The organism is Enterococcus sp. 3G6_DIV0642 (genome assembly GCF_002140635.1).
Classification (GTDB): Bacteria; Bacillota; Bacilli; order Lactobacillales; family Enterococcaceae; genus Enterococcus_D; species Enterococcus_D casseliflavus.
This window is the reverse complement of sequence record NZ_NGLH01000001.1, coordinates 2,029,901-2,048,754: the sequence shown is the minus strand read 5'-3', so window position 1 is coordinate 2,048,754 and position 18,854 is coordinate 2,029,901. Positions and strand designations below refer to the sequence as shown.

16 protein-coding genes and 1 riboswitch are annotated in these 18,854 nt (G+C 44.2%); of the genes, 13 read left to right on the top strand and 3 right to left on the bottom strand.

All coding sequences use genetic code 11. The features are described from left to right. Window positions 1–1,299, top strand: a complete 1,299-nt coding sequence (purB, locus tag A5878_RS09785) for an adenylosuccinate lyase (protein ID WP_077453800.1) — start codon at window positions 1–3, stop codon at window positions 1,297–1,299. Window positions 1,300–1,347: 48 nt separating this feature from the next. Here purB and A5878_RS09780 read toward each other — a convergent pair whose 3' ends face one another. The 3 genes from A5878_RS09780 to A5878_RS09770 all read right to left on the bottom strand — a co-directional run bounded on the left by A5878_RS09780 (window position 1,348) and on the right by A5878_RS09770 (window position 4,538). Beyond that, entirely contained in the window at window positions 1,348–3,396 is a 2,049-nt protein-coding gene (locus A5878_RS09780) for a penicillin-binding transpeptidase domain-containing protein (RefSeq protein ID WP_081116639.1), read from the bottom strand. A 1-nt stretch (window position 3,397) separates the two neighbouring features. Beyond that, window positions 3,398–4,003: a DUF1054 domain-containing protein gene (locus A5878_RS09775; protein WP_016611021.1), complete on the bottom strand. Its 606-nt coding sequence runs from the start codon at window positions 4,001–4,003 to the stop codon at window positions 3,398–3,400. A 100-nt stretch (window positions 4,004–4,103) separates the two neighbouring features. Next, complete coding sequence (locus A5878_RS09770) at window positions 4,104–4,538, bottom strand: hypothetical protein (protein ID WP_081116640.1); 435 nt, start codon at window positions 4,536–4,538, stop codon at window positions 4,104–4,106. A 214-nt stretch (window positions 4,539–4,752) separates the two neighbouring features. On the opposite strand from A5878_RS09770, the gene purC reads away from it, so the two are divergent. The 12 genes from purC (at window position 4,753) to wecB (ending at window position 18,113) form a co-directional block, all read left to right on the top strand. Next, entirely contained in the window at window positions 4,753–5,478 is a 726-nt protein-coding gene (gene purC, locus A5878_RS09765; protein WP_081116641.1) for a phosphoribosylaminoimidazolesuccinocarboxamide synthase, read from the top strand. After that, a complete protein-coding gene (purS, locus tag A5878_RS09760) occupies window positions 5,469–5,741 on the top strand; it encodes a phosphoribosylformylglycinamidine synthase subunit PurS (protein WP_010749587.1) in 273 nt (90 codons plus the stop codon). Before purC ends, purS begins: the two co-directional genes overlap by 10 nt. Beyond that, the gene (purQ, locus tag A5878_RS09755; protein WP_010749588.1) at window positions 5,738–6,415 is read left to right on the top strand and encodes a phosphoribosylformylglycinamidine synthase subunit PurQ; all 678 of its coding nucleotides are present in this window, start codon (window positions 5,738–5,740) and stop codon (window positions 6,413–6,415) included. Before purS ends, purQ begins: the two co-directional genes overlap by 4 nt. Then, window positions 6,408–8,636, top strand: coding sequence for a phosphoribosylformylglycinamidine synthase subunit PurL (gene purL, locus A5878_RS09750; protein WP_179135458.1), 2,229 nt, complete (start codon window positions 6,408–6,410; stop codon window positions 8,634–8,636). The genes purQ and purL overlap by 8 nt, the downstream gene beginning before the upstream one ends. Next, window positions 8,621–10,045 (top strand): amidophosphoribosyltransferase, encoded by a 1,425-nt coding sequence (purF, locus tag A5878_RS09745; RefSeq protein ID WP_086295501.1) that lies wholly within the window; start codon window positions 8,621–8,623, stop codon window positions 10,043–10,045. Before purL ends, purF begins: the two co-directional genes overlap by 16 nt. Before the next feature lie 115 nt (window positions 10,046–10,160). Next, window positions 10,161–11,207 (top strand): phosphoribosylformylglycinamidine cyclo-ligase, encoded by a 1,047-nt coding sequence (gene purM / locus A5878_RS09740; RefSeq protein ID WP_081116643.1) that lies wholly within the window; start codon window positions 10,161–10,163, stop codon window positions 11,205–11,207. Continuing rightward, window positions 11,204–11,788, top strand: coding sequence for a phosphoribosylglycinamide formyltransferase (gene purN, locus A5878_RS09735; RefSeq protein WP_010749592.1), 585 nt, complete (start codon window positions 11,204–11,206; stop codon window positions 11,786–11,788). Before purM ends, purN begins: the two co-directional genes overlap by 4 nt. Then, window positions 11,781–13,316, top strand: a complete 1,536-nt coding sequence (gene purH, locus A5878_RS09730; protein WP_015509884.1) for a bifunctional phosphoribosylaminoimidazolecarboxamide formyltransferase/IMP cyclohydrolase — start codon at window positions 11,781–11,783, stop codon at window positions 13,314–13,316. Before purN ends, purH begins: the two co-directional genes overlap by 8 nt. A 16-nt stretch (window positions 13,317–13,332) precedes the next feature. Beyond that, the gene (gene purD / locus A5878_RS09725) at window positions 13,333–14,619 is read left to right on the top strand and encodes a phosphoribosylamine--glycine ligase (RefSeq protein ID WP_086295499.1); all 1,287 of its coding nucleotides are present in this window, start codon (window positions 13,333–13,335) and stop codon (window positions 14,617–14,619) included. A 169-nt stretch (window positions 14,620–14,788) separates the two neighbouring features. After that, window positions 14,789–15,703: an aldo/keto reductase family oxidoreductase gene (locus A5878_RS09720; protein WP_081116645.1), complete on the top strand. Its 915-nt coding sequence runs from the start codon at window positions 14,789–14,791 to the stop codon at window positions 15,701–15,703. Window positions 15,704–15,913: 210 nt separating this feature from the next. After that, window positions 15,914–16,891 (top strand): GMP reductase, encoded by a 978-nt coding sequence (guaC, locus tag A5878_RS09715; RefSeq protein ID WP_005230038.1) that lies wholly within the window; start codon window positions 15,914–15,916, stop codon window positions 16,889–16,891. 121 nt (window positions 16,892–17,012) lie between these two features. Continuing rightward, window positions 17,013–18,113, top strand: coding sequence for a non-hydrolyzing UDP-N-acetylglucosamine 2-epimerase (gene wecB / locus A5878_RS09710; RefSeq protein ID WP_005230040.1), 1,101 nt, complete (start codon window positions 17,013–17,015; stop codon window positions 18,111–18,113). Between the two features lie 390 nt (window positions 18,114–18,503). Next, window positions 18,504–18,675, top strand: a riboswitch (M-box (ykoK) riboswitch). The last annotated feature ends 179 nt before the right edge of the window (window positions 18,676–18,854 follow it).

Genomic DNA, 18,854 nt, shown 5'->3' with positions numbered 1-18,854 from the left:
ATGTTAGAGCGTTACACAAGACCAGAAATGGGTGCTATTTGGACCGATCAAAACCGTTACCAAGCGTGGTTAGAAGTAGAAATATTGGCGGATGAAGCTTGGGCGGAATTAGGGGAGATACCGAAAGAGGATGTTGCTTTGATTCGTGAAAAAGCAACCTTTGATATCGACCGTATCTTAGAGATCGAAGCGCAAACGCGACATGATGTGGTTGCTTTTACCCGAGCAGTCTCTGAATCTTTAGGTGATGAAAGTAAATGGGTCCACTACGGCTTGACGTCGACGGATGTTGTTGATACTGCGTATGGCTACTTGATGAAACAAGCCAACGACTTGATTCGGGAAGATTTAAATCGTTTTGTGACGATCATTGGTGAAAAAGCCAAAGAATACAAACATACCGTAATGATGGGACGTACCCATGGTGTACATGCGGAACCAACGACCTTTGGCTTGAAATTAGCCTTATGGTATGCGGAAATGAAACGCAATGTCGAGCGTTTTGAGCGGGCAGCAAAAGGGGTCGAAGCAGGAAAGATCAGCGGAGCAGTTGGAACCTTTGCAAATATTCCACCGTTTGTCGAAGAGTATGTCTGTGAAAAATTAGGGATTCGTGCGCAAGATATTTCCACACAAGTATTGCCTCGTGACCTACATGCTGAATATTTCTCAGCAATGGCGTTGATCGCAACCAGCATTGAGAAATTTGCCACCGAAATCCGGGGCTTACAAAAATCAGAAACCCGAGAAGTTGAAGAATTCTTCGCCAAAGGACAAAAAGGTTCTTCTGCCATGCCCCATAAGCGTAACCCAATCGGTTCTGAAAATATGGCGGGACTTGCACGAGTCGTTCGCGGCCATATGGTGACGGCTTATGAAAATGTCTCACTGTGGCATGAACGGGATATCTCACATTCATCGGCAGAACGGATCATTATTCCGGATACGACGATTTTGATCGATTATATGCTGAATCGCTTTGGCAATATCGTCAAAAATCTGACTGTTTTCCCAGAGAATATGAAGCGCAATATGAATGCGACCTTTGGATTGATCTACAGCCAACGAGTGATGTTGAAATTGATCGATCACGGAATGACAAGAGAGCAAGCCTATGACTTGGTTCAGCCAAAAACAGCGCAAGCTTGGGATGAGCAAACGGATTTCCGTCCACTATTAGAAGCTGATCCAGCCATTACGGACGTGTTGACCAAAGCAGACTTAGACGATGCGTTTGATTACAACCATCATTTAAAACAAGTCGACACGATCTTTGAACGTGTCGGTTTAGCCGAATAAGAAAAAAGCCGCAACCTTCAGATCCTTATCTGAAGGTTGCAGCTTTTTTTAATAATGTTCAGCTAAGTAGGTCAATAGCTCAGGTGCTAAACCAGTTGCTGATTGGTTTTCCTGGCGATCTTCTAGCATGGAGACCATCAGAAATCCTTGGTCTTGCGAATCAAAGGCAAATAAGAAACTGTTTTCTTGGCCTTTTTCATCTTGCTTTTCTTTGATTTCAGCTGTTCCTGTCTTAGCAGCTAGTGGAATGTTTAATGCTGCCAAGGAATGTGCAGTTCCGTTTGGATCGGAAACAACGGCGGTCAAATCTTGATTGATTTGATCGATCGTTTCTGCTTTAAAGACTTCTTTGTCTTTTTGCTCTGCCTCTTTCACTAAACGGGGATAGACCAGCTTCCCTTGATTGGCAAAGACGGAGTAAATAGCCGCTTGCTGGATTGGATTCAATAGCAATTCTCCTTGGCCATAGCCAGTATCTGCCAGTAAAATGTCCGAATTGAAGGAGTCTTCATTTGAAATTTGAGCAGGATTCATCGCGATCGGTAAATCCAATGTTTCACCAAAAATCAACTTCGACAAGCCGTCACGAAAGGCATCTTCGCCCATAGATAAGGTTTGTTGCGCCATATAAATGTTATCAGAGTATACCAGTGCATCCTTGAGATTCACAGAAGCTACATCAGTAACTCTCGTCACAAAGTAGTCGCCCCATGAGCTATCTTTTTGCCATTTCAATCCATCGATCGCGATACTCTGCGTAGGATCGATCGTGCCATTTTCCAAGCCGATCGCACCAGTGATGGCCTTAAAGGTCGAACCAGGTGCATAGGCCGTAGCAAAGCGGCTGATGAAAGGCAGGTCTTCATTTTGTTCATACGCATCATAATCTTCTTGTGAGATCCCTTGGGTCATTTTATTGGGATCATAACTTGGCGAGCTGGCAAGTACCAACAGATCGCCAGTTTTGGGTTCGGTAACGACCGTTGCTCCTGGTTGGTTTTGTAAGGAGTCAAACGCCGTCTTTTGGGCTTGGGCATTAATGGTCAGTTGGATATCCTTGCCATCTGCGCGTTCTTTTTCTAACAGGACGGCTTTCTCAGCACCATCTTCATCTGTGATGGCGATTTTTCCGCCGTTTTCTCCTCGCAACTCTTTATCGAAGGCAGCTTCCAGACCACTACGACCAATTTGTCCGTTGCTTGCTAGTGTTTCATCTTTTTCGATATCTTCCGCTGTTACATTTCCTAAGTAACCAATCAGTTGGGCGGCAGCTTCCCCAAGTGGGTAAGTGCGTCCAGTCGTTTCTTTTAAACTTGTTCCAGTTGGCATCTCATCCGTTGGTTCGATGATCTTCAAGGGGACGAACAACTCATCTTGAACCCAAGATTGCCCCAACGCTTGATTGATGGCTTCTTCTGTCAGGTCGAAACGTTCCGCGATCGCTTTGATATTGGCGTTTTTTTCGTCTCCCGTGCCCAGTTGCCCCTGAACGACGCCTAACTGATAAAGCGTGCCATTTTCTGCTAGTGGTTCGTTGTTTCGGTCGAGAATCTCACCGCGAGTGGCATTATCTACGGAAATACTGACTTTGTCTTGTCCCTCCATTCCTGGAAAGATCAACTGAGGGGACCAATCGATCTTGGCTTCGTTATCAGCTACAGTGATCGTGCCACTATAAGAAAGCTCGGTTAATTCACCTAACGAGGTGGTCAAGGAACCGTTGTATTGGAAATTGAATTGATCGGAATCCTTGTCATTAGGAGTTACCTCAATCCCAGAGGCTTTAAATGATTCGGCACCGATACCAGTGAAGATCGCTTCGTATTTTGCAGAGACTTCGTCTGCGGTAAAGCCGGTTGATGCTAAACTGTCTTCAGACACGAAGGCAGGCAAATCACTGTACTTCTGATCGGCCAAAGCGTCGATAAAGGAAGTGAGGGCTTTTTTAGCAGCGGCTTCTTCTTGCCGATCCTGATAGACGGTATAACCATAGTAGCCGCCGCCTAGTACCAATAAGGCGGCAGGAAGTGCCAACCAGACGAAGCGCTTGGGGGTTTTCGCTGGCTTTTCGTTGCGAGAGCGCCGATTTTCTGACATATTATTGTTCCTCCTTCAAAGCCGTCATACGGGCATGATAAAGCGGCAACAGTGTTTGATAAACTGCTAAAATATCCGCCATCTCAACGTCTTCGATCATTTCTTTTGGAAAGATCTTTCCAATTTGAAGTTCACTTTTTTTGACTTTCTTCAATCGTTCCAGATAGGTTGGCCACATGGCGATAGGGTGGTGGTCGTATTTTGTGTGATCAGGAGAAAGTGTAAAGTCAGCTGGTAATTGATCGAATAATTCTTTTTGGGCCAACCAGGATTCGGCGATCGTTGCCTGATTTTTCGGTTGATCGATCACGCTGAGCCATACAAAGACATACGCTTGATTGATCCCGATTTGAAAGTGGGCATCCATTTTATAGCCTCGTTTGTTCGGACCGATCCCTGCCCAGGTTTCGGCAGGAGGGTAGACGGTTCTGCGCCGGTGCTGAGCAATATGCAAATAAAAAGGCTCTTGGCAGCTTTCTTCAATTAATGGGATCGCTGCCTCACCGATCGTTTGAAAAATCGGCTGAATCTCGGCACGGATTTTTTCCATTCGTTCGTCTAACGTTTCTAAAGAAAAAGCATCAAATGATTGTTTCGTAAATAGCATAATCGTATCCTTTCTGTTGTCTGAAAATAGTATAACAAAAAAAGCCCGAAAAATTACGGGCTTTTGTTTATTTTACCTTTTTTTATCGAAGGATACTCAGTCAATTTGCCGCTGGACTCAATTTAAACGTTGGTGTCTGGCTTTGTTCCTTCAAAAGATGCAAAAGATCATCCAAGAAAGAAAAGTCCATTTCTTCTAAATTAAAATAAATCCGAAAAGAATACGTATGTTTAAATAAGCTTTGGCGATGGATTTGATGAATGATCAATTCGTCATTGCGCTCATTTTGAAATTGTAGAACACGCTTTTGTTCTTCGGCATAATGAGGGCGCGCCACTTTTTTGAAGGGACTGAATAAATAGAAACTTGTTTGTTGGTTGATGGAAAGGATTTGCCGCACGGCCAATAATTCGTTATGGAGCTGTTGTTTTTCTTTGTCTGATAAATGAGCTAAAAAAAGTTCAGCACGATTCTTTAGCGACCACATATAGTACTCCTCCTTGAATGTAGCTACAATACGACCTAAATATAGCATGAAAAAAGAATATTGTAAACGCTTTATAAATCCATCGCTGCTTCTAAAGAGGAATCTGCTTTCAACCAACTGGTTAAAAAGCGAACATTCGTGTTTATTAATATGTAAATGTACAGATAATCGTTGACCCGCTTTTTCTGCGTTGTTAGAATAATAAGCAAATAAAGATGTGTGTCATCGCTATGTGAAAAATATTACTTAACTGAGGTGGATTATGGAATCAGAAGTGCTTCTTTATGAAGGAAAAGCCAAGAAATTGTTTAAAACCAACGAAGAGGATGTATTAAGAGTCGTTTATTTGGATCAAGCTACTGCATTGAATGGTCAAAAGAAAGATGCCGTTGTAGGAAAGGGTGCCTTGAACAATCAGATCACTGCGCATCTTTTTCAGCGGCTAGCCGACAAAAATGTCCCGAGTCACTTTCTTCAATTAGTGTCTAAACACGAACAATTAATTCGAGCTGTCACCATGATTCCTTTAGAAGTCGTTGTTCGCAACACGGCTGCTGGTAGTTTTTCAAAGCGCTTGGGCATCGAAGAAGGAACCAAACTGCCAAAGCCGATCGTAGAGTTTTACTACAAAGAAGATCGCTTGGATGATCCGTTTATCAATGATGATCATGTGTTTTATCTAGGGCTTGCCTCAGAAGAGGAGCTGGACCAGATCAAAACATTGGCGCTGCAAGTCAACGCTGCGTTACTGGAAATCTTTGCGAACATCAACATTCGCTTGATCGATTTTAAAATCGAGATCGGCAAAACCAAAAAGGGCGAGTTGCTCCTGGCTGATGAGATTTCACCAGATACTTGTCGTTTATGGGATATGGGGACAAATGAGCATCTTGATAAAGATGTCTATCGACGTGATTTAGGGGACATCGTTCCTGTTTATGAAGAAGTCTTAAATCGTTTAGAAAAGGAGAATTCAGCATGTATTTAGTCAAAGTTTATGTAACCTATAAGGAATCTGTTTTAGACCCTCAAGGAGAAGCTGTGAAAGGAGCGGTTCATCGCTTGGGGTATCAAGATGTCAGTGATATTCGGATCGGGAAATACTTTGAAATCAAAGTGACACCTTCAAACAATCAAACACAAGCAGCTGTAGCAGAAGAAATCGAAGCGATCTGCGACAAGCTTTTGGCAAACGTCAATATGGAAACCTACCGTTATGAAATGGTTCAAATGGAGGAAGCAGCCCTATGAAATTTGCAGTGATCGTCTTTCCAGGATCAAATTGTGATGTTGACTTGATGTGGGCAATCAAAGATATCATGGGGGCAGAAGCAGAATATGTGCGCCATGATGCAGACAGCTTAGCTGGTTTTGACGGTGTTTTGCTTCCAGGAGGATTTTCTTATGGTGATTACTTAAGATGCGGAGCGATTGCCCGTTTTTCAACGATCATGTCAGAGGTCATTCGTTTAGCAAATGAAGGCAAGCCTGTCTTTGGTACCTGCAATGGGTTTCAAATTTTAACGGAAGCGGGCTTGTTACCAGGGGTTTTACAAAGAAATGAATCACTCCATTTTATTTGCAAACCGGTCCGTCTGCAAGTGAATAATCAAACAGCTTTTACTTCTGAATATGAAACGGATCAAGTCATTACGCTTCCTGTCGCTCATGGTGAGGGCAATTATTATTGTGATGAAACGACTTATCAGGAATTGGTTGCCAACAATCAAATCGTTTTCCGTTATGAAGATAACGTCAACGGTAGCCTACACAATATCGCTGGTATCTGTAATAAAGCAGGCAATGTTCTAGGCATGATGCCTCATCCAGAACGAGCGATGGAAAGCTTATTAGGCTCAGAAGATGGCAAGAAGTTTTTTGCTTCATTATTGAAAAATTTTGGGAAGGTGCCGGTAAATGGATAAAATGATCGTAAAAGAACCTACACCACAAGAAATCAAAGACACGAAATTATACGAGCAATGGGGATTGACCCAAGAAGAATATCGGATGATCTCAGAAGATATTTTGGGACGTTTACCGAACTATACCGAAACTGGACTCTTTTCAGTGATGTGGAGTGAACATTGTTCTTACAAAAATTCCAAACCTGTTTTGCGGAAATTCCCGACAGAAGGGCCGCAAGTACTGCAAGGACCTGGCGAAGGTGCGGGTATCGTGGATATCGGCGATGATCTAGCCGTCGTTTTTAAAGCGGAAAGCCATAATCATCCTTCTGCGGTGGAACCTTATGAAGGAGCAGCAACTGGTGTTGGTGGGATCATCCGCGACATCTTCAGTATGGGTGCAAGACCGATCGCTGTTTTAGACTCCTTACGATTTGGTGAGTTAGATAATCCAAGAACGAAATATCTTTTGGAAGAAGTCGTTGCTGGGATCAGTGGCTATGGCAACTGTATTGGGATTCCGACCGTCGGTGGTGAAGTGGCATTTGATCCTTGTTATGAAGGCAATCCATTAGTCAATGCGATGTGTGTAGGGATCATTGCCCACAAGGATATTCAAAAAGGGCAGGCTAAAGGTGTTGGAAACACCATCATGTATGTCGGCGCAAAAACAGGACGCGACGGGATACACGGGGCGACTTTTGCATCGGAAGAATTTGTCGAAGGAGAAGAACAACAACGTTCCGCCGTACAAGTCGGTGATCCTTTTATGGAAAAACTTTTGTTGGAAGCTTGTTTGGAATTGATCGTGGATCATTCGGACATTTTAGTCGGAATTCAAGATATGGGTGCTGCTGGATTGGTTTCTTCTAGTGCCGAGATGGCATCAAAAGCCGGATCAGGGTTGCGCTTAACGTTAGATGATGTTCCACAACGAGAAACCAATATGACACCTTATGAAATGATGTTGTCAGAATCCCAAGAGCGGATGCTGATCTGTGTCAAAAAAGGACATGAAACTGAAGTGGAAGCACTCTTTAAGAAATACGATCTAGAAGCCGTCGTGATCGGTGAAGTAACAGATGATGGCAACTATCGTTTGTTCCATCACGGACAGGAAGTCGCTAATTTGCCAGTAGATGCTTTAGCTGAAGATGCGCCGACTTACTACAAAGAGATGGCAGAACCGAAACGGATCAAAGTGTTTAAGGAAACACCAGACTTTGTTCCAGTGATTCATTCAGCAACGTCTGTATTTGCCGATCTACTGCAACAGCCGACGATCGCTTCAAAACACTCGATTTTTGAAACCTACGATTCGCAAGTTCGTACCAATACCGTGGTAGGACCCGGCAGTGATGCCGCTGTTTTACGAATCAAGGGAACCAATAAAGCCTTGGCAATGACAACTGACTGTAATGCTCGTTACCTCTACTTAGATCCAGAAGTCGGCGGACAGATCGCAGTTGCAGAAGCTGCTCGAAATATCGTCGCTTCCGGTGGGCGTCCATTGGCGATCACTGACTGCCTTAACTTCGGCTCGCCAGATAAACCAGAAGGATTTTGGGAGTTATCCACGGCTGCTGACGGGATCTCAGAAGCTTGTCGTGTGCTAGAGACACCAGTCATTTCTGGGAACGTCTCGTTATATAACGAAACGGACGGACAATCGGTCTATCCAACGCCTGTAATTGGGATGGTCGGATTGATCGAAGAGCTGGCGCATATCACGACGCAGCATTTCCAAGCGGCAGGGGATGTGATCTATGTCCTAGGGGAAACCCATGCTGACTTCAATGGATCTGAATTGCAAAAACTTCAGACAGGAAAGATCGCTGGGCGTTTAATGTCCTTCGACCTTGAAACAGAAAAAATGAACCAACAATTGGTTACCGCAGCGATCCAAGCAGGTCTTGTTCAAAGTGCCCACGACTGTGCCGAAGGTGGTTTAGCGATCGCTTTAGCCGAATCCGCTTTTGACAAAGGCTTTGGTCTAAATGTGACCGTGTCATTGCCAGCAGCACAATTGTTTTCAGAAACCCAATCCCGTTTTGTGCTTTCAGTCGCACCTGATAAGCAAGCAGCTTTTGAAGCACTGGTAGGCGCTGCTGCAACAGCGATCGGGGAAGTGACTGCTGATGGCCAGATTCGCATGCAAGCACAAGATGATACGATCGAGATGCCCCTTACTGAGGCGAAATTGAAATGGGAGGAAGCTATTCCATGTTTAATGAAGTAAAGAGCCTCAACGAGGAATGTGGGGTTTTTGGTGTTTGGGGTCATCCAGATGCCGCTCGTGTCACCTACTTCGGACTACACAGTTTGCAACATCGCGGCCAAGAAGGTGCTGGGGTCGTCACGAATGATGCGGGAAAACTCAATGGCCACCGTGATTTAGGGTTGCTAGCGGAAGTGTTTTCGGATGAACGTGTCCTCCAGCGTCTGACAGGAGATGCTGCCATTGGTCACGTTCGTTACGCAACTGCTGGTAATGGTAGCGTCGATAATATTCAACCATTTTTATTCAAATTTTTTGATCAGCAGATTGGCTTAGCTCATAACGGCAACTTGACGAATGCGAAAAGTCTACGGAAATCCTTAGAAAAGGCTGGTGCGATTTTCCACTCGAATTCCGATACAGAGATTCTCATGCACTTGATCCGTCGCAGCGAAGAACCGCTTTTTATGGATCGGGTCAAGGAGGCATTAAATCAAGTTAAAGGTGGATTTGCGTACCTTTTACTGACCGAAAATGCCATGATCGCAGCACTAGACCCCAATGGCTTTCGGCCATTGTCAATCGGGAAAATGGTCAATGGTGCTTATGTGGTGGCTTCAGAAACCTGTGCGTTGGAAGTCATCGGTGCGGAATTTATTCGTGATGTCCGACCAGGCGAAGTCGTGATTATTGATGATGCAGGCATTCAAATTGAACAGTATACCCAAGAAGTACAACCTGCGATATGTTCGATGGAGTTTATCTATTTTGCCCGTCCTGATTCCAACATCGCTGGCGTCAACGTCCATCGTGCCCGTAAAAATATGGGCCGTCGCTTAGCACAAGAGGCACCGATCGAAGCGGATATGGTCATTGGTGTACCGAATTCATCCTTATCTGCTGCCAGTGGGTACGCAGAAGCATCAGGTATTCCCTATGAATTAGGCTTAGTAAAAAATCAATACATCGCACGAACGTTTATTCAACCGACGCAGGAGTTAAGGGAACAAGGCGTGCGGATGAAGCTCTCAGCTGTTCGTGGCGTAGTCGAAGGCAAACGAGTGATTCTAGTCGACGATTCGATCGTCCGAGGAACCACCAGCCGCCGTATCGTGCAACTGCTAAAGGAAGCAGGTGCCAAAGAAGTTCATGTACGTATCGGTTCGCCGCCTTTGCGCTATCCGTGTTTTTACGGGATCGACATTCAAACAAGAAAAGAATTGATTGCAGCCAAATATACGGAAGCTGAAATTTGTGAAAAAATCGAAGCAGATTCTTTGGCCTTTTTAAGTGAAGACGGGTTGATCGAAGCGATCGGTTTAGATTTTGACGCACCTTACTCAGGCTTATGTATGGCCTATTTCAATGGCGATTATCCAACCCCTTTGTATGATTATGAAGAAAACTATCTCGCGTCTTTAGCTGAATAAATTGTAGGCAAAAATGGTTTTTCAAACGAAGCAGTGAAGGATCGCTGGTTTGCTTGCGTTAACGACGAATGAGCTGAATGAAGAAAAGCGGATGAATGATTGAGGAGGAACGAACGTGGCAAATGCATATGCAAAAGCCGGTGTCGATGTCGAAGCCGGTTATGAAGTAGTCGAACGGATCAAAAAGCATGTGAAACGAACAGAACGTCTAGGCGTGATGGGGGCAATCGGGGGCTTTGGTGGCTGTTTTGACTTATCATTATACCAATTGAAAGAACCAGTACTCGTTTCTGGGACAGATGGTGTAGGAACTAAGCTTTTATTGGCGATCCAGCAAGAACAGCACACAACGATCGGCATTGATTGCGTCGCAATGTGCGTGAATGATATCGTCGCTCAAGGGGCAGAACCTATCTACTTCCTTGACTATGTTGCAGTCGGTAAAAACGATCCGGCAAAGATCGAACAAATCATTGCTGGTGTCGCAGAGGGCTGTGTGCAAGCGGGTGCTGCCCTGATTGGTGGGGAAACCGCTGAAATGCCGGGAATGTACCAACCAGAAGAATATGATCTTGCTGGCTTTGCCGTAGGAATCGTCGAAAAAAGTCGCTTGATCACTGGAGAAACCATCAAAGAAGGCGATGAGCTGATTGGGTTGCCTTCATCAGGCATTCACTCGAATGGGTACTCTTTAGTCAGAAAAGTCTTTTTTGAACAGCATGGCTATACAGGAGCAGAAACATTTGCAGAACTTGGCAACCAAACACTTGCAGAAAGTTTATTGACGCCAACGAGAATTTACGTGGATGCATTGAAGCCTTTATTGACAGAAGGATTGCTAGCTGGAATTTCTCATATCACTGGTGGCGGCTTTGTTGAAAATATCCCGCGGATGCTGCCTGAAGGTCTGGCGGCAGAAATCTCCTTAGACACTTGGCCGCAGTTGCCGATATTTGATCTGATCGCTGCTCATGGCGCGATTCCTCACCAAGAAATGTTCGAGATTTTCAACATGGGGATCGGTATGGTCTTAGCCGTTGCGCCAGAAAATGTTGCGGCAGTAATGGCGCTTCTATCCGCCAATGAAGAACCAGCGTATCGGATCGGTAAAGTGACGAAACGTGACAACGAAGCTGTCTGCTTTAAAGAGGCAGTCCGATGAGGATCGCCGTCTTTGCTTCTGGAACGGGCAGCAATTTTACAGCGATCGCCGATGCGATCCAGGCTAATGAAATCAAAGGGGCGCAGATCGGATTGGTCTTTTCCGATAAACCTGCAGCGCCAGTGATAGAAAAAGCTCGCGCAAGAGACTATGAAACGCTTGTCTTGGAGCCAGCGGCTTTTGCGTCAAAAGCAGCCTTTGAAAGGAAATTGATCGAAGAATTGCAGTATCATGCCATCGATTTTATTGTTTTAGCTGGGTATATGCGGATCATCGGGAACACCCTATTATCCGCTTATGAAGGCAGAGTCATTAATATCCATCCCTCGTTGTTGCCGAGCTTCCCAGGCAAATCTGGGATTGCCGATGCCTTCGCTTATGGCGTGAAAGTGACGGGGGTTACGGTTCATTATGTCGATGCTGGCATTGATACAGGGCCAATCATTGCCCAAGAAATCGTTCGGATTGACACCGACGATACGTTAACAAGTGTGACAGAGAAAATTCATCAAGTGGAACACCAAATCTATCCAGCTGTTTTAGCTGAAATTGTGGAAAAGGGGCTATCAAATCGTGAATAAACGTGCATTAATCAGTGTGTCTGACAAAGAGGGACTGGTACCATTTGTCCAAGAATTGACCAATTTAGGATTTGAGATCATTTCAACTGGCGGGACCAAAACCGTCTTGGAGGAAGCAGGGCTTCAACCGATCGGCATCGAAGCGATCACAGAATTTCCTGAAATGATGGACGGTAGGGTAAAAACGCTACATCCGCGGGTGCATGGTGGTCTGTTAGGGCGACGTGATCTGCCTTCTCATATGGAGGCAATGGCTGAGCACGGTATTTTACCGATCGACCTCGTTGTCGTCAATCTTTATCCATTTAAAGAAACGATCAGCAAGCCTGATGTCACAGAAGCCGACGCAATCGAAAATATCGACATCGGCGGACCAAGCATGCTGCGTTCTGCGGCGAAAAACCATGCCTCAGTAACTGTTGTCGTTGATCCCAAGGATTACGACTGGGTCTTAACTGAGCTGAAGGAAGGCAATACGACGTTGGCATCAAGAAAGAAATTAGCTGCCAAAGTCTTCCGTCATACCGCAGCCTACGATGCCTTGATTGGTGAATACTTGACCAAAGCGGTGGCTGAAACAGAAACGGAGAACTTGACGAAAACCTATGTTTTGAAACAAACATTGCGTTATGGTGAAAATAGTCATCAGAAAGCTTCCTTCTATCAAGACGCATTACCCGTGCCCTATTCGATTGCCAGCGCAAAACAAATCCACGGCAAAGAATTGTCTTACAACAACATTAAAGATGCTGACGCTGCCTTACGGATCGCAGAAGAATTTACAGAGCCAACTGCAGTAGCCCTAAAGCACATGAATCCATGTGGAATCGGAAGTGGAGAAACGATTGCTGAAGCTTTCCAAGAAGCTTACGAAGCAGACCCAGTGTCGATTTTTGGCGGGATTATCGTCTTAAATCGTCCAGTTGATGTGGCAACTGCGCAGCAGCTGCAGCGGATTTTTCTTGAGATCATTATTGCACCTGCATTTGAAGAAGGAGCACTTGAAATCCTAACGAAGAAAAAAAATCTGCGCTTGCTGGTTGTTGATTTCGAAAAAGCAGCCAAACAGCCAGAAGTTGTCTCTGTCCTTGGGGGCTTATTGGTGCAAGAACCAGACGATCAAATGGAGTCACCAGCAGATTGGACCGTGGTGACCAAAAGACAGCCGACACCAGAAGAAATCGCAGCCTTGGCATTTGCTTGGAAAGCGGTGAAACACGTGAAGTCCAATGCGATCGTTTTAGCCAATCAACAGCAAACCGTCGGGATCGGTGCTGGTCAGATGAACCGCGTTGGTTCAGTGAAAATCGCTGTGGAACAAGCCCGTGAAAACAATAAATTGGCTGGTTCAGTGCTGGCAAGCGATGCCTTTTTCCCGATGGATGACAGTGTCGAATATGCAGCACAACAAGGAATCAAAGCGATTATTCAACCTGGTGGTAGTATCAAAGATCAAGAATCGATCGACATGGCAGATAAGTACGGTGTGGCGATGGTCTTTACTGGTGTTCGTCATTTTAAACACTAAGAAATAGGAGAAGACGATGAAAATACTTGTTATTGGTAGTGGTGGCAGAGAACATGCCGTCGCAAAAAAGTTTCTGCAAGACCCTCAAGTTGAAACAGTCTTTTGTGCAAAGGGCAATCCTGGAATGCGAAAAGACGGGATCGTGACAGTCGCAATTGAAGAGTCCGATCATGAAGGTTTGATTGCTTTTGCTCAAGAGCAGGAGGTTGATTGGACCTTCGTTGGTCCAGAAGTTCCATTACTAAATGGCATCGTAGATGATTTTCAGGCGGCGGGCTTGGAAATTTTTGGTCCCAATCGACAAGCAGCGATGATCGAAGGATCAAAAGAGTTTGCCAAAGAATTGATGCGTGCCAATCACATTCCAACAGCTGACTATCAAAGCTTTACAGATAGTGCGCAAGCAAAAGCCTATATTCAACGTAAAGGTGCACCGATCGTTATCAAAGCAGATGGCTTAGCGGCAGGCAAAGGTGTAGTTGTTGCTGAAACCGTTGATGAGGCGAATGCAGCTGTCGAAGCGATGCTGGAGCAAAATGCTTTCGGTGAAAGTGGTGCAAAAGTGGTGATCGAAGAGTTTTTGGCTGGCGAAGAGTTTTCGCTCTTGGCGTTTGTTAAGGACGAAGCCGTCTATCCAATGGTCATTGCCCAAGACCATAAACGTGCGTTTGATGGCGATTTAGGGCCGAATACAGGAGGTATGGGGGCGTACACACCAGTACCGCAGATTCCGCAAGAAATTGTCGATCAAGCGGTCAAAGAAGTTTTACTTCCTGCAGCAAAAGGGATGATTCGTAATAAGACACCATTTACTGGTATTCTTTATGCAGGTCTGATTGCTACTAATGATGGACCGAAAGTCATCGAATTTAATGCGCGTTTTGGTGATCCAGAAACGCAAGTCGTGTTAAGTCGTTTAGATAGCAGTCTGGCCCAGATCATTGATGCTCTCTTGCAGGATCGAGTGCCCGAGATCCAATGGAATCAAGCGGCTTCAATCGGTGTTGTGATTGCCTCTCAAGGATATCCTGGCAAGTATCAGCAAGGAATGCCTGTCCCAAGCTCTGAAGGAGAAGGAACACAATTCTTTTATGCAGGAGTGGAGGAGACTGCTGATCAAGGCGATTTGACGGCAGCTGGTGGGCGCGTTTTTCTCGTGGAAGCTTCAGCTGAGGATTTAGCTACTGCGCAAAAGAACGTCTATGAAGCAATCAGCAAGTTGTCTTTATCTGGCTTGTATTATCGAAACGATATCGGCGATAAAGCCTTGCAATATAGCAACTCATCAAAGGCGATGAAGTAAAGAACGTTTCTATGCGTAAGTAAAATTGAAAGTAAAAGAGGACTGCCAGTAGAACCGATCGGTTGTGCTGGTGGTTTTCGTTTTATAGGAGGTTTTTTTGACGTTGGTATAGCGTTTTCATCTTGTTGTGCTAAAATAGGAGTGTAGTTTAAATAAGGAGGAACTTTACGTGAAAAAAATTAAATTCGGTCCCACTGATTTAGAAGTATCTAGTGTGATTTTAGGCTTGATGCGAATCAACAATGCCAAAGACCCAGTCAAAGTATTGACGACAGCGATTGAAAATGACATTACCTTTTTTGACCATGCCGATATTTATGGTCGCGGTGAATGTGAAACGATTTTTGCGGAAGCATTAGCAAAAACGGATGCCAAAAGAGAAGATTTGTTTATTCAATCAAAATGTGGCATCGTTCCTGGTGAAATGTTTGATTTTTCGAAAGAGCATATCATTTCTTCTGTGGAAGGTAGTTTGCAACGATTAAAAACCGATCATTTGGATGCGTTATTATTGCACCGTCCTGACACTTTGTTTGAACCAGAAGAAGTGGCAGCTGCCTTTGATCAATTAGAAAAAGACGGCAAAGTGAAATACTTCGGTGTCAGCAATCAAAAACCTGGTCAAATCGAATTGTTGAAAAAATATGTTTCCCAACCTTTAGTAGCGAACCAGCTGCAATTCGGGATCATGCATACGGGAATGATCGATCAAGGAATTCATGTCAACATGACGGATGCTGGTAGTGTCGATCATGATGGAGAAATTCTTGAATATTCTCGCTTGCATGAGATGACGATCCAAGCTTGGTCTCCGTATCAATATGGTTTCTTCGAAGGTGTCTTTATCGGTAATGAGAAATTCCCAGAGTTGAACGAAAAATTGACTGAACTAGCGGACAAGTATCAAACGACACCGACAGGTATTGCTTCTGCGTGGATCTTACGTCACCCTGCAAACATGCAAGTGATTGCTGGAACGATGACCCCGCATCGGATCGAAGAAATCGCGCAAGCATCTTCGATCGTATTGACTCGCCATGAATGGTATGAGGTGTATAAAGCAGCAGGGAACATCTTGCCGTAATTTATTAGTAAATCCCGTTTTTTTCAGTACTTATAAGGATGAATGTTCGTAAAAGACGAACATTCATCCTTTTTTTTCAAAAAGTATTTCTAAAAAGCTTGTATTTCACTTCTAGGTGGTTTAAATTGTTGTGGGCGTTAAAAATAGGCTGAGGCCATTTGATGCTTGCTTCACTCTTAGTAAGATTTGGAGGATATTTTTATGTTTGACATGAAAGTTTTTGATTACGAAGATATACAACTGATTCCTAACAAGTGTATCGTGAACAGCCGTTCAGAATGTGATACCACGGTGACATTAGGCGGACACTCTTTTAAGATGCCTGTCGTTCCTGCAAATATGCAAACGATTATTGATGATTCGATCGCAGAATTTTTAGCTGAAAATGGCTATTTTTATATTATGCACCGCTTTGATGAAGAAGCACGGATTCCATTTATCAAAAAAATGAAGAGCCGTGGCTTGATTGCTTCTATCAGCGTAGGTGTCAAAGAAAATGAATATGCCTTTGTGGAAGAACTAGCTGACAAAGAGCTTGTTCCTGATTTTATTACGATCGATATTGCTCATGGCCACTCAAACGCCGTGATCAATATGATCCAACACATCAAGAAGCATTTGCCAGCAACGTTTGTGATCGCTGGAAATGTTGGAACGCCAGAAGCAGTTCGTGAATTGGAAAACGCTGGTGCAGATGCAACGAAAGTCGGCATTGGACCTGGGAAAGTGTGTATCACAAAAATCAAAACTGGTTTCGGGACTGGCGGCTGGCAGTTAGCAGCACTACGTTGGTGTGCCAAAGCTGCTCGCAAACCAATCATTGCAGATGGGGGCATTCGGACACACGGCGATATCGCTAAATCTGTCCGTTTCGGTGCAACAATGGTCATGATCGGTTCATTGTTTGCAGGTCATGAAGAATCACCTGGTGAAACGAAAGTAGAAAACGGTGTTGTGATGAAAGAATACTTTGGTTCTGCATCGGAATTTCAAAAAGGCGAAAAGAAAAACGTGGAAGGAAAGAAAATTTGGATTCAATACAAAGGTTCTTTGAAAGACACGTTAGTTGAAATGCAGCAAGACTTGCAGTCATCGATCTCTTATGCAGGTGGAAAAGATTTAGAATCGATTCGTAAAGTGGATTACGTAATCGTGAAAAATTCGATTTTTAATGGAGATACGATCTAAACAGGATACTAAAGAAGCGACCTTCTATTGGTCGTTTCTTTTTTTGTAAGAAGAACCATTTTGTTTTTCTGTTTTCTTCGTTATAATAGAAGCAACGAAGAGTAGAGGAGCGGGTGACCAAATGACAATCAAAGTGATGTCAGTGTTCGGTACCAGACCGGAAGCCATCAAAATGGCGCCACTAGTAAAGGAATTGGAAAACGACCCGCGTTTTGAATCGATCGTTGTGGTGACGGCGCAGCATCGAGAAATGTTGGATCAAGTATTAACGGTTTTTGAAATCACACCAGACTATGATCTGGATATTATGACTTTAGGGCAAACTTTAACAGGGATCACCACCAAAGTTTTACTAGATCTAGAACCGATCCTGCAAAAAGAAACTCCTGATATCGTGCTGGTTCATGGGGATACGACCACCGCTTATGCAGCCGCAACGGCCGCCTTTTATCAGCAAATTCCTGTGGGGCATGTGGAAGCCGGTTTGCGCACATGGAACAAAAAATCTCCTTATCCAGAGGAAGCCAATCGTCAGTTGATCGATGTCTTAGCTGATTTTTACTTTGCGCCAACTTCCCAAAGCAAAAAAAATCTGCTGGCTGAAAACCGCAATGAGGCTGCGATTTATGTAACAGGTAATACCGCCATTGATGCGATGCGTTATACGATCTCGGAGGAATACCAGCATCCAGAACTTTCCGCAGCAGATCAAACCATGATCCTACTAACAATGCATCGTCGAGAAAACTTAGGTGCTCCGATGCAGCAGGTCTTTCGTGCTTTGGCACAGATCGCAAAGGAGAAGCCAACGATCAAAGTGGTTTTCCCTATGCACAAGAATCCCCAAGTCCGAGGGATTGCTCAGGAGATTCTTGGGGAACTAGCAAATGTTACGTTGATTGAGCCTTTAGATGTCATTGATTTTCATAACGTTGCGAATCAAAGTACCTTGATTTTGACGGATTCCGGTGGTGTCCAAGAAGAAGCACCGTCATTAGGCGTTCCTGTTTTGGTCTTGCGAGATACAACAGAGCGCCCCGAAGGCATTGCTGCTGGTACGTTAAAACTGATCGGTACATCTGAAGCTGCGGTTTATCAGGAAACAAAGCGACTGCTAGAAGATCCAGAAGCTTACAATACCATGGCACATGCAGAAAATCCATACGGCGATGGGAAAGCAAGCCAGCGAATCCTGCAAATTTTAGCCGATCATTTTTCGTGAGAGCTAGAGTGAATAATAATTCTCCCAGTATAGGGGAACATAGAGAAAGAGGCAGCTGTTTGTTAAATGGCTGTCTTTTTATATACATGAAATCTGCGTGAACGCCGTTTCCATTTTTTCGTTGATTGTGACAAACGAAGAGGCTTGATTAAGTGTGAGTTTCGCTTTGAAAGGATTTCTGTTCATCTGCTCGTATATAAAGGTTTATCAAGTATAAAATCACATCAGTTCTTTAAATTTGTTATTTTATTGTAAGACCTTTCATTTGAAAACCTATGGAAAACTTGGAAAAAAGGGTGCTTTTTTCCTTAGATGCTGTTGACATTGGTTAGGATAGCAGTTATTATGTGGATAGTTGGAAGAAAGACTTCCGACGAACTGACATTTTATACAAATAATTGTTAGGTGAGGCTCCTATATGGACACAAGCTGCTGCCGCAAAAGCATCGAGAGATGCTTAGTTGGTAGGACAGGTCTAATCGTGAAGGTTAAACCCAAAGCAGCTGATAGCAAATTTGCTATCTACGCCCTATAGTGCTAAAGCTCTACAATGATCATGAGTTTTTTACGCATGCTTATTGGGAGCGTGCGTTTTTTTGTGTCTTTTGCGCGCGTTCCACAGTGACTTACCTAATAAAAAGAAAGGAAGATTCACATGGAATACCCCAGTCCCCAGATGAAACAGCGGAGTAGTTATCGAATCGCTAGGGGTGGCGTAAGCAACTCCTAAGTGCTAGGAGG

Bases quoted from the DNA above. Each gene is read 5' to 3' on its own strand.
- purB (WP_077453800.1), top strand. From the start codon at position 1: ATGTTAGAGCGTTACACAAGACCAGAAATGGGTGCTATTTGGACCGAT.
- A5878_RS09780 (WP_081116639.1), bottom strand. From the start codon at position 3,396: ATGTCAGAAAATCGGCGCTCTCGCAACGAAAAGCCAGCGAAAACCCCC.
- A5878_RS09775 (WP_016611021.1), bottom strand. From the start codon at position 4,003: ATGCTATTTACGAAACAATCATTTGATGCTTTTTCTTTAGAAACGTTA.
- A5878_RS09770 (WP_081116640.1), bottom strand. From the start codon at position 4,538: ATGCTATATTTAGGTCGTATTGTAGCTACATTCAAGGAGGAGTACTAT.
- purC (WP_081116641.1), top strand. From the start codon at position 4,753: ATGGAATCAGAAGTGCTTCTTTATGAAGGAAAAGCCAAGAAATTGTTT.
- purS (WP_010749587.1), top strand. From the start codon at position 5,469: ATGTATTTAGTCAAAGTTTATGTAACCTATAAGGAATCTGTTTTAGAC.
- purQ (WP_010749588.1), top strand. From the start codon at position 5,738: ATGAAATTTGCAGTGATCGTCTTTCCAGGATCAAATTGTGATGTTGAC.
- purL (WP_179135458.1), top strand. From the start codon at position 6,408: ATGGATAAAATGATCGTAAAAGAACCTACACCACAAGAAATCAAAGAC.
- purF (WP_086295501.1), top strand. From the start codon at position 8,621: ATGTTTAATGAAGTAAAGAGCCTCAACGAGGAATGTGGGGTTTTTGGT.
- purN (WP_010749592.1), top strand. From the start codon at position 11,204: ATGAGGATCGCCGTCTTTGCTTCTGGAACGGGCAGCAATTTTACAGCG.
- purD (WP_086295499.1), top strand. From the start codon at position 13,333: ATGAAAATACTTGTTATTGGTAGTGGTGGCAGAGAACATGCCGTCGCA.
- guaC (WP_005230038.1), top strand. From the start codon at position 15,914: ATGAAAGTTTTTGATTACGAAGATATACAACTGATTCCTAACAAGTGT.
- wecB (WP_005230040.1), top strand. From the start codon at position 17,013: ATGACAATCAAAGTGATGTCAGTGTTCGGTACCAGACCGGAAGCCATC.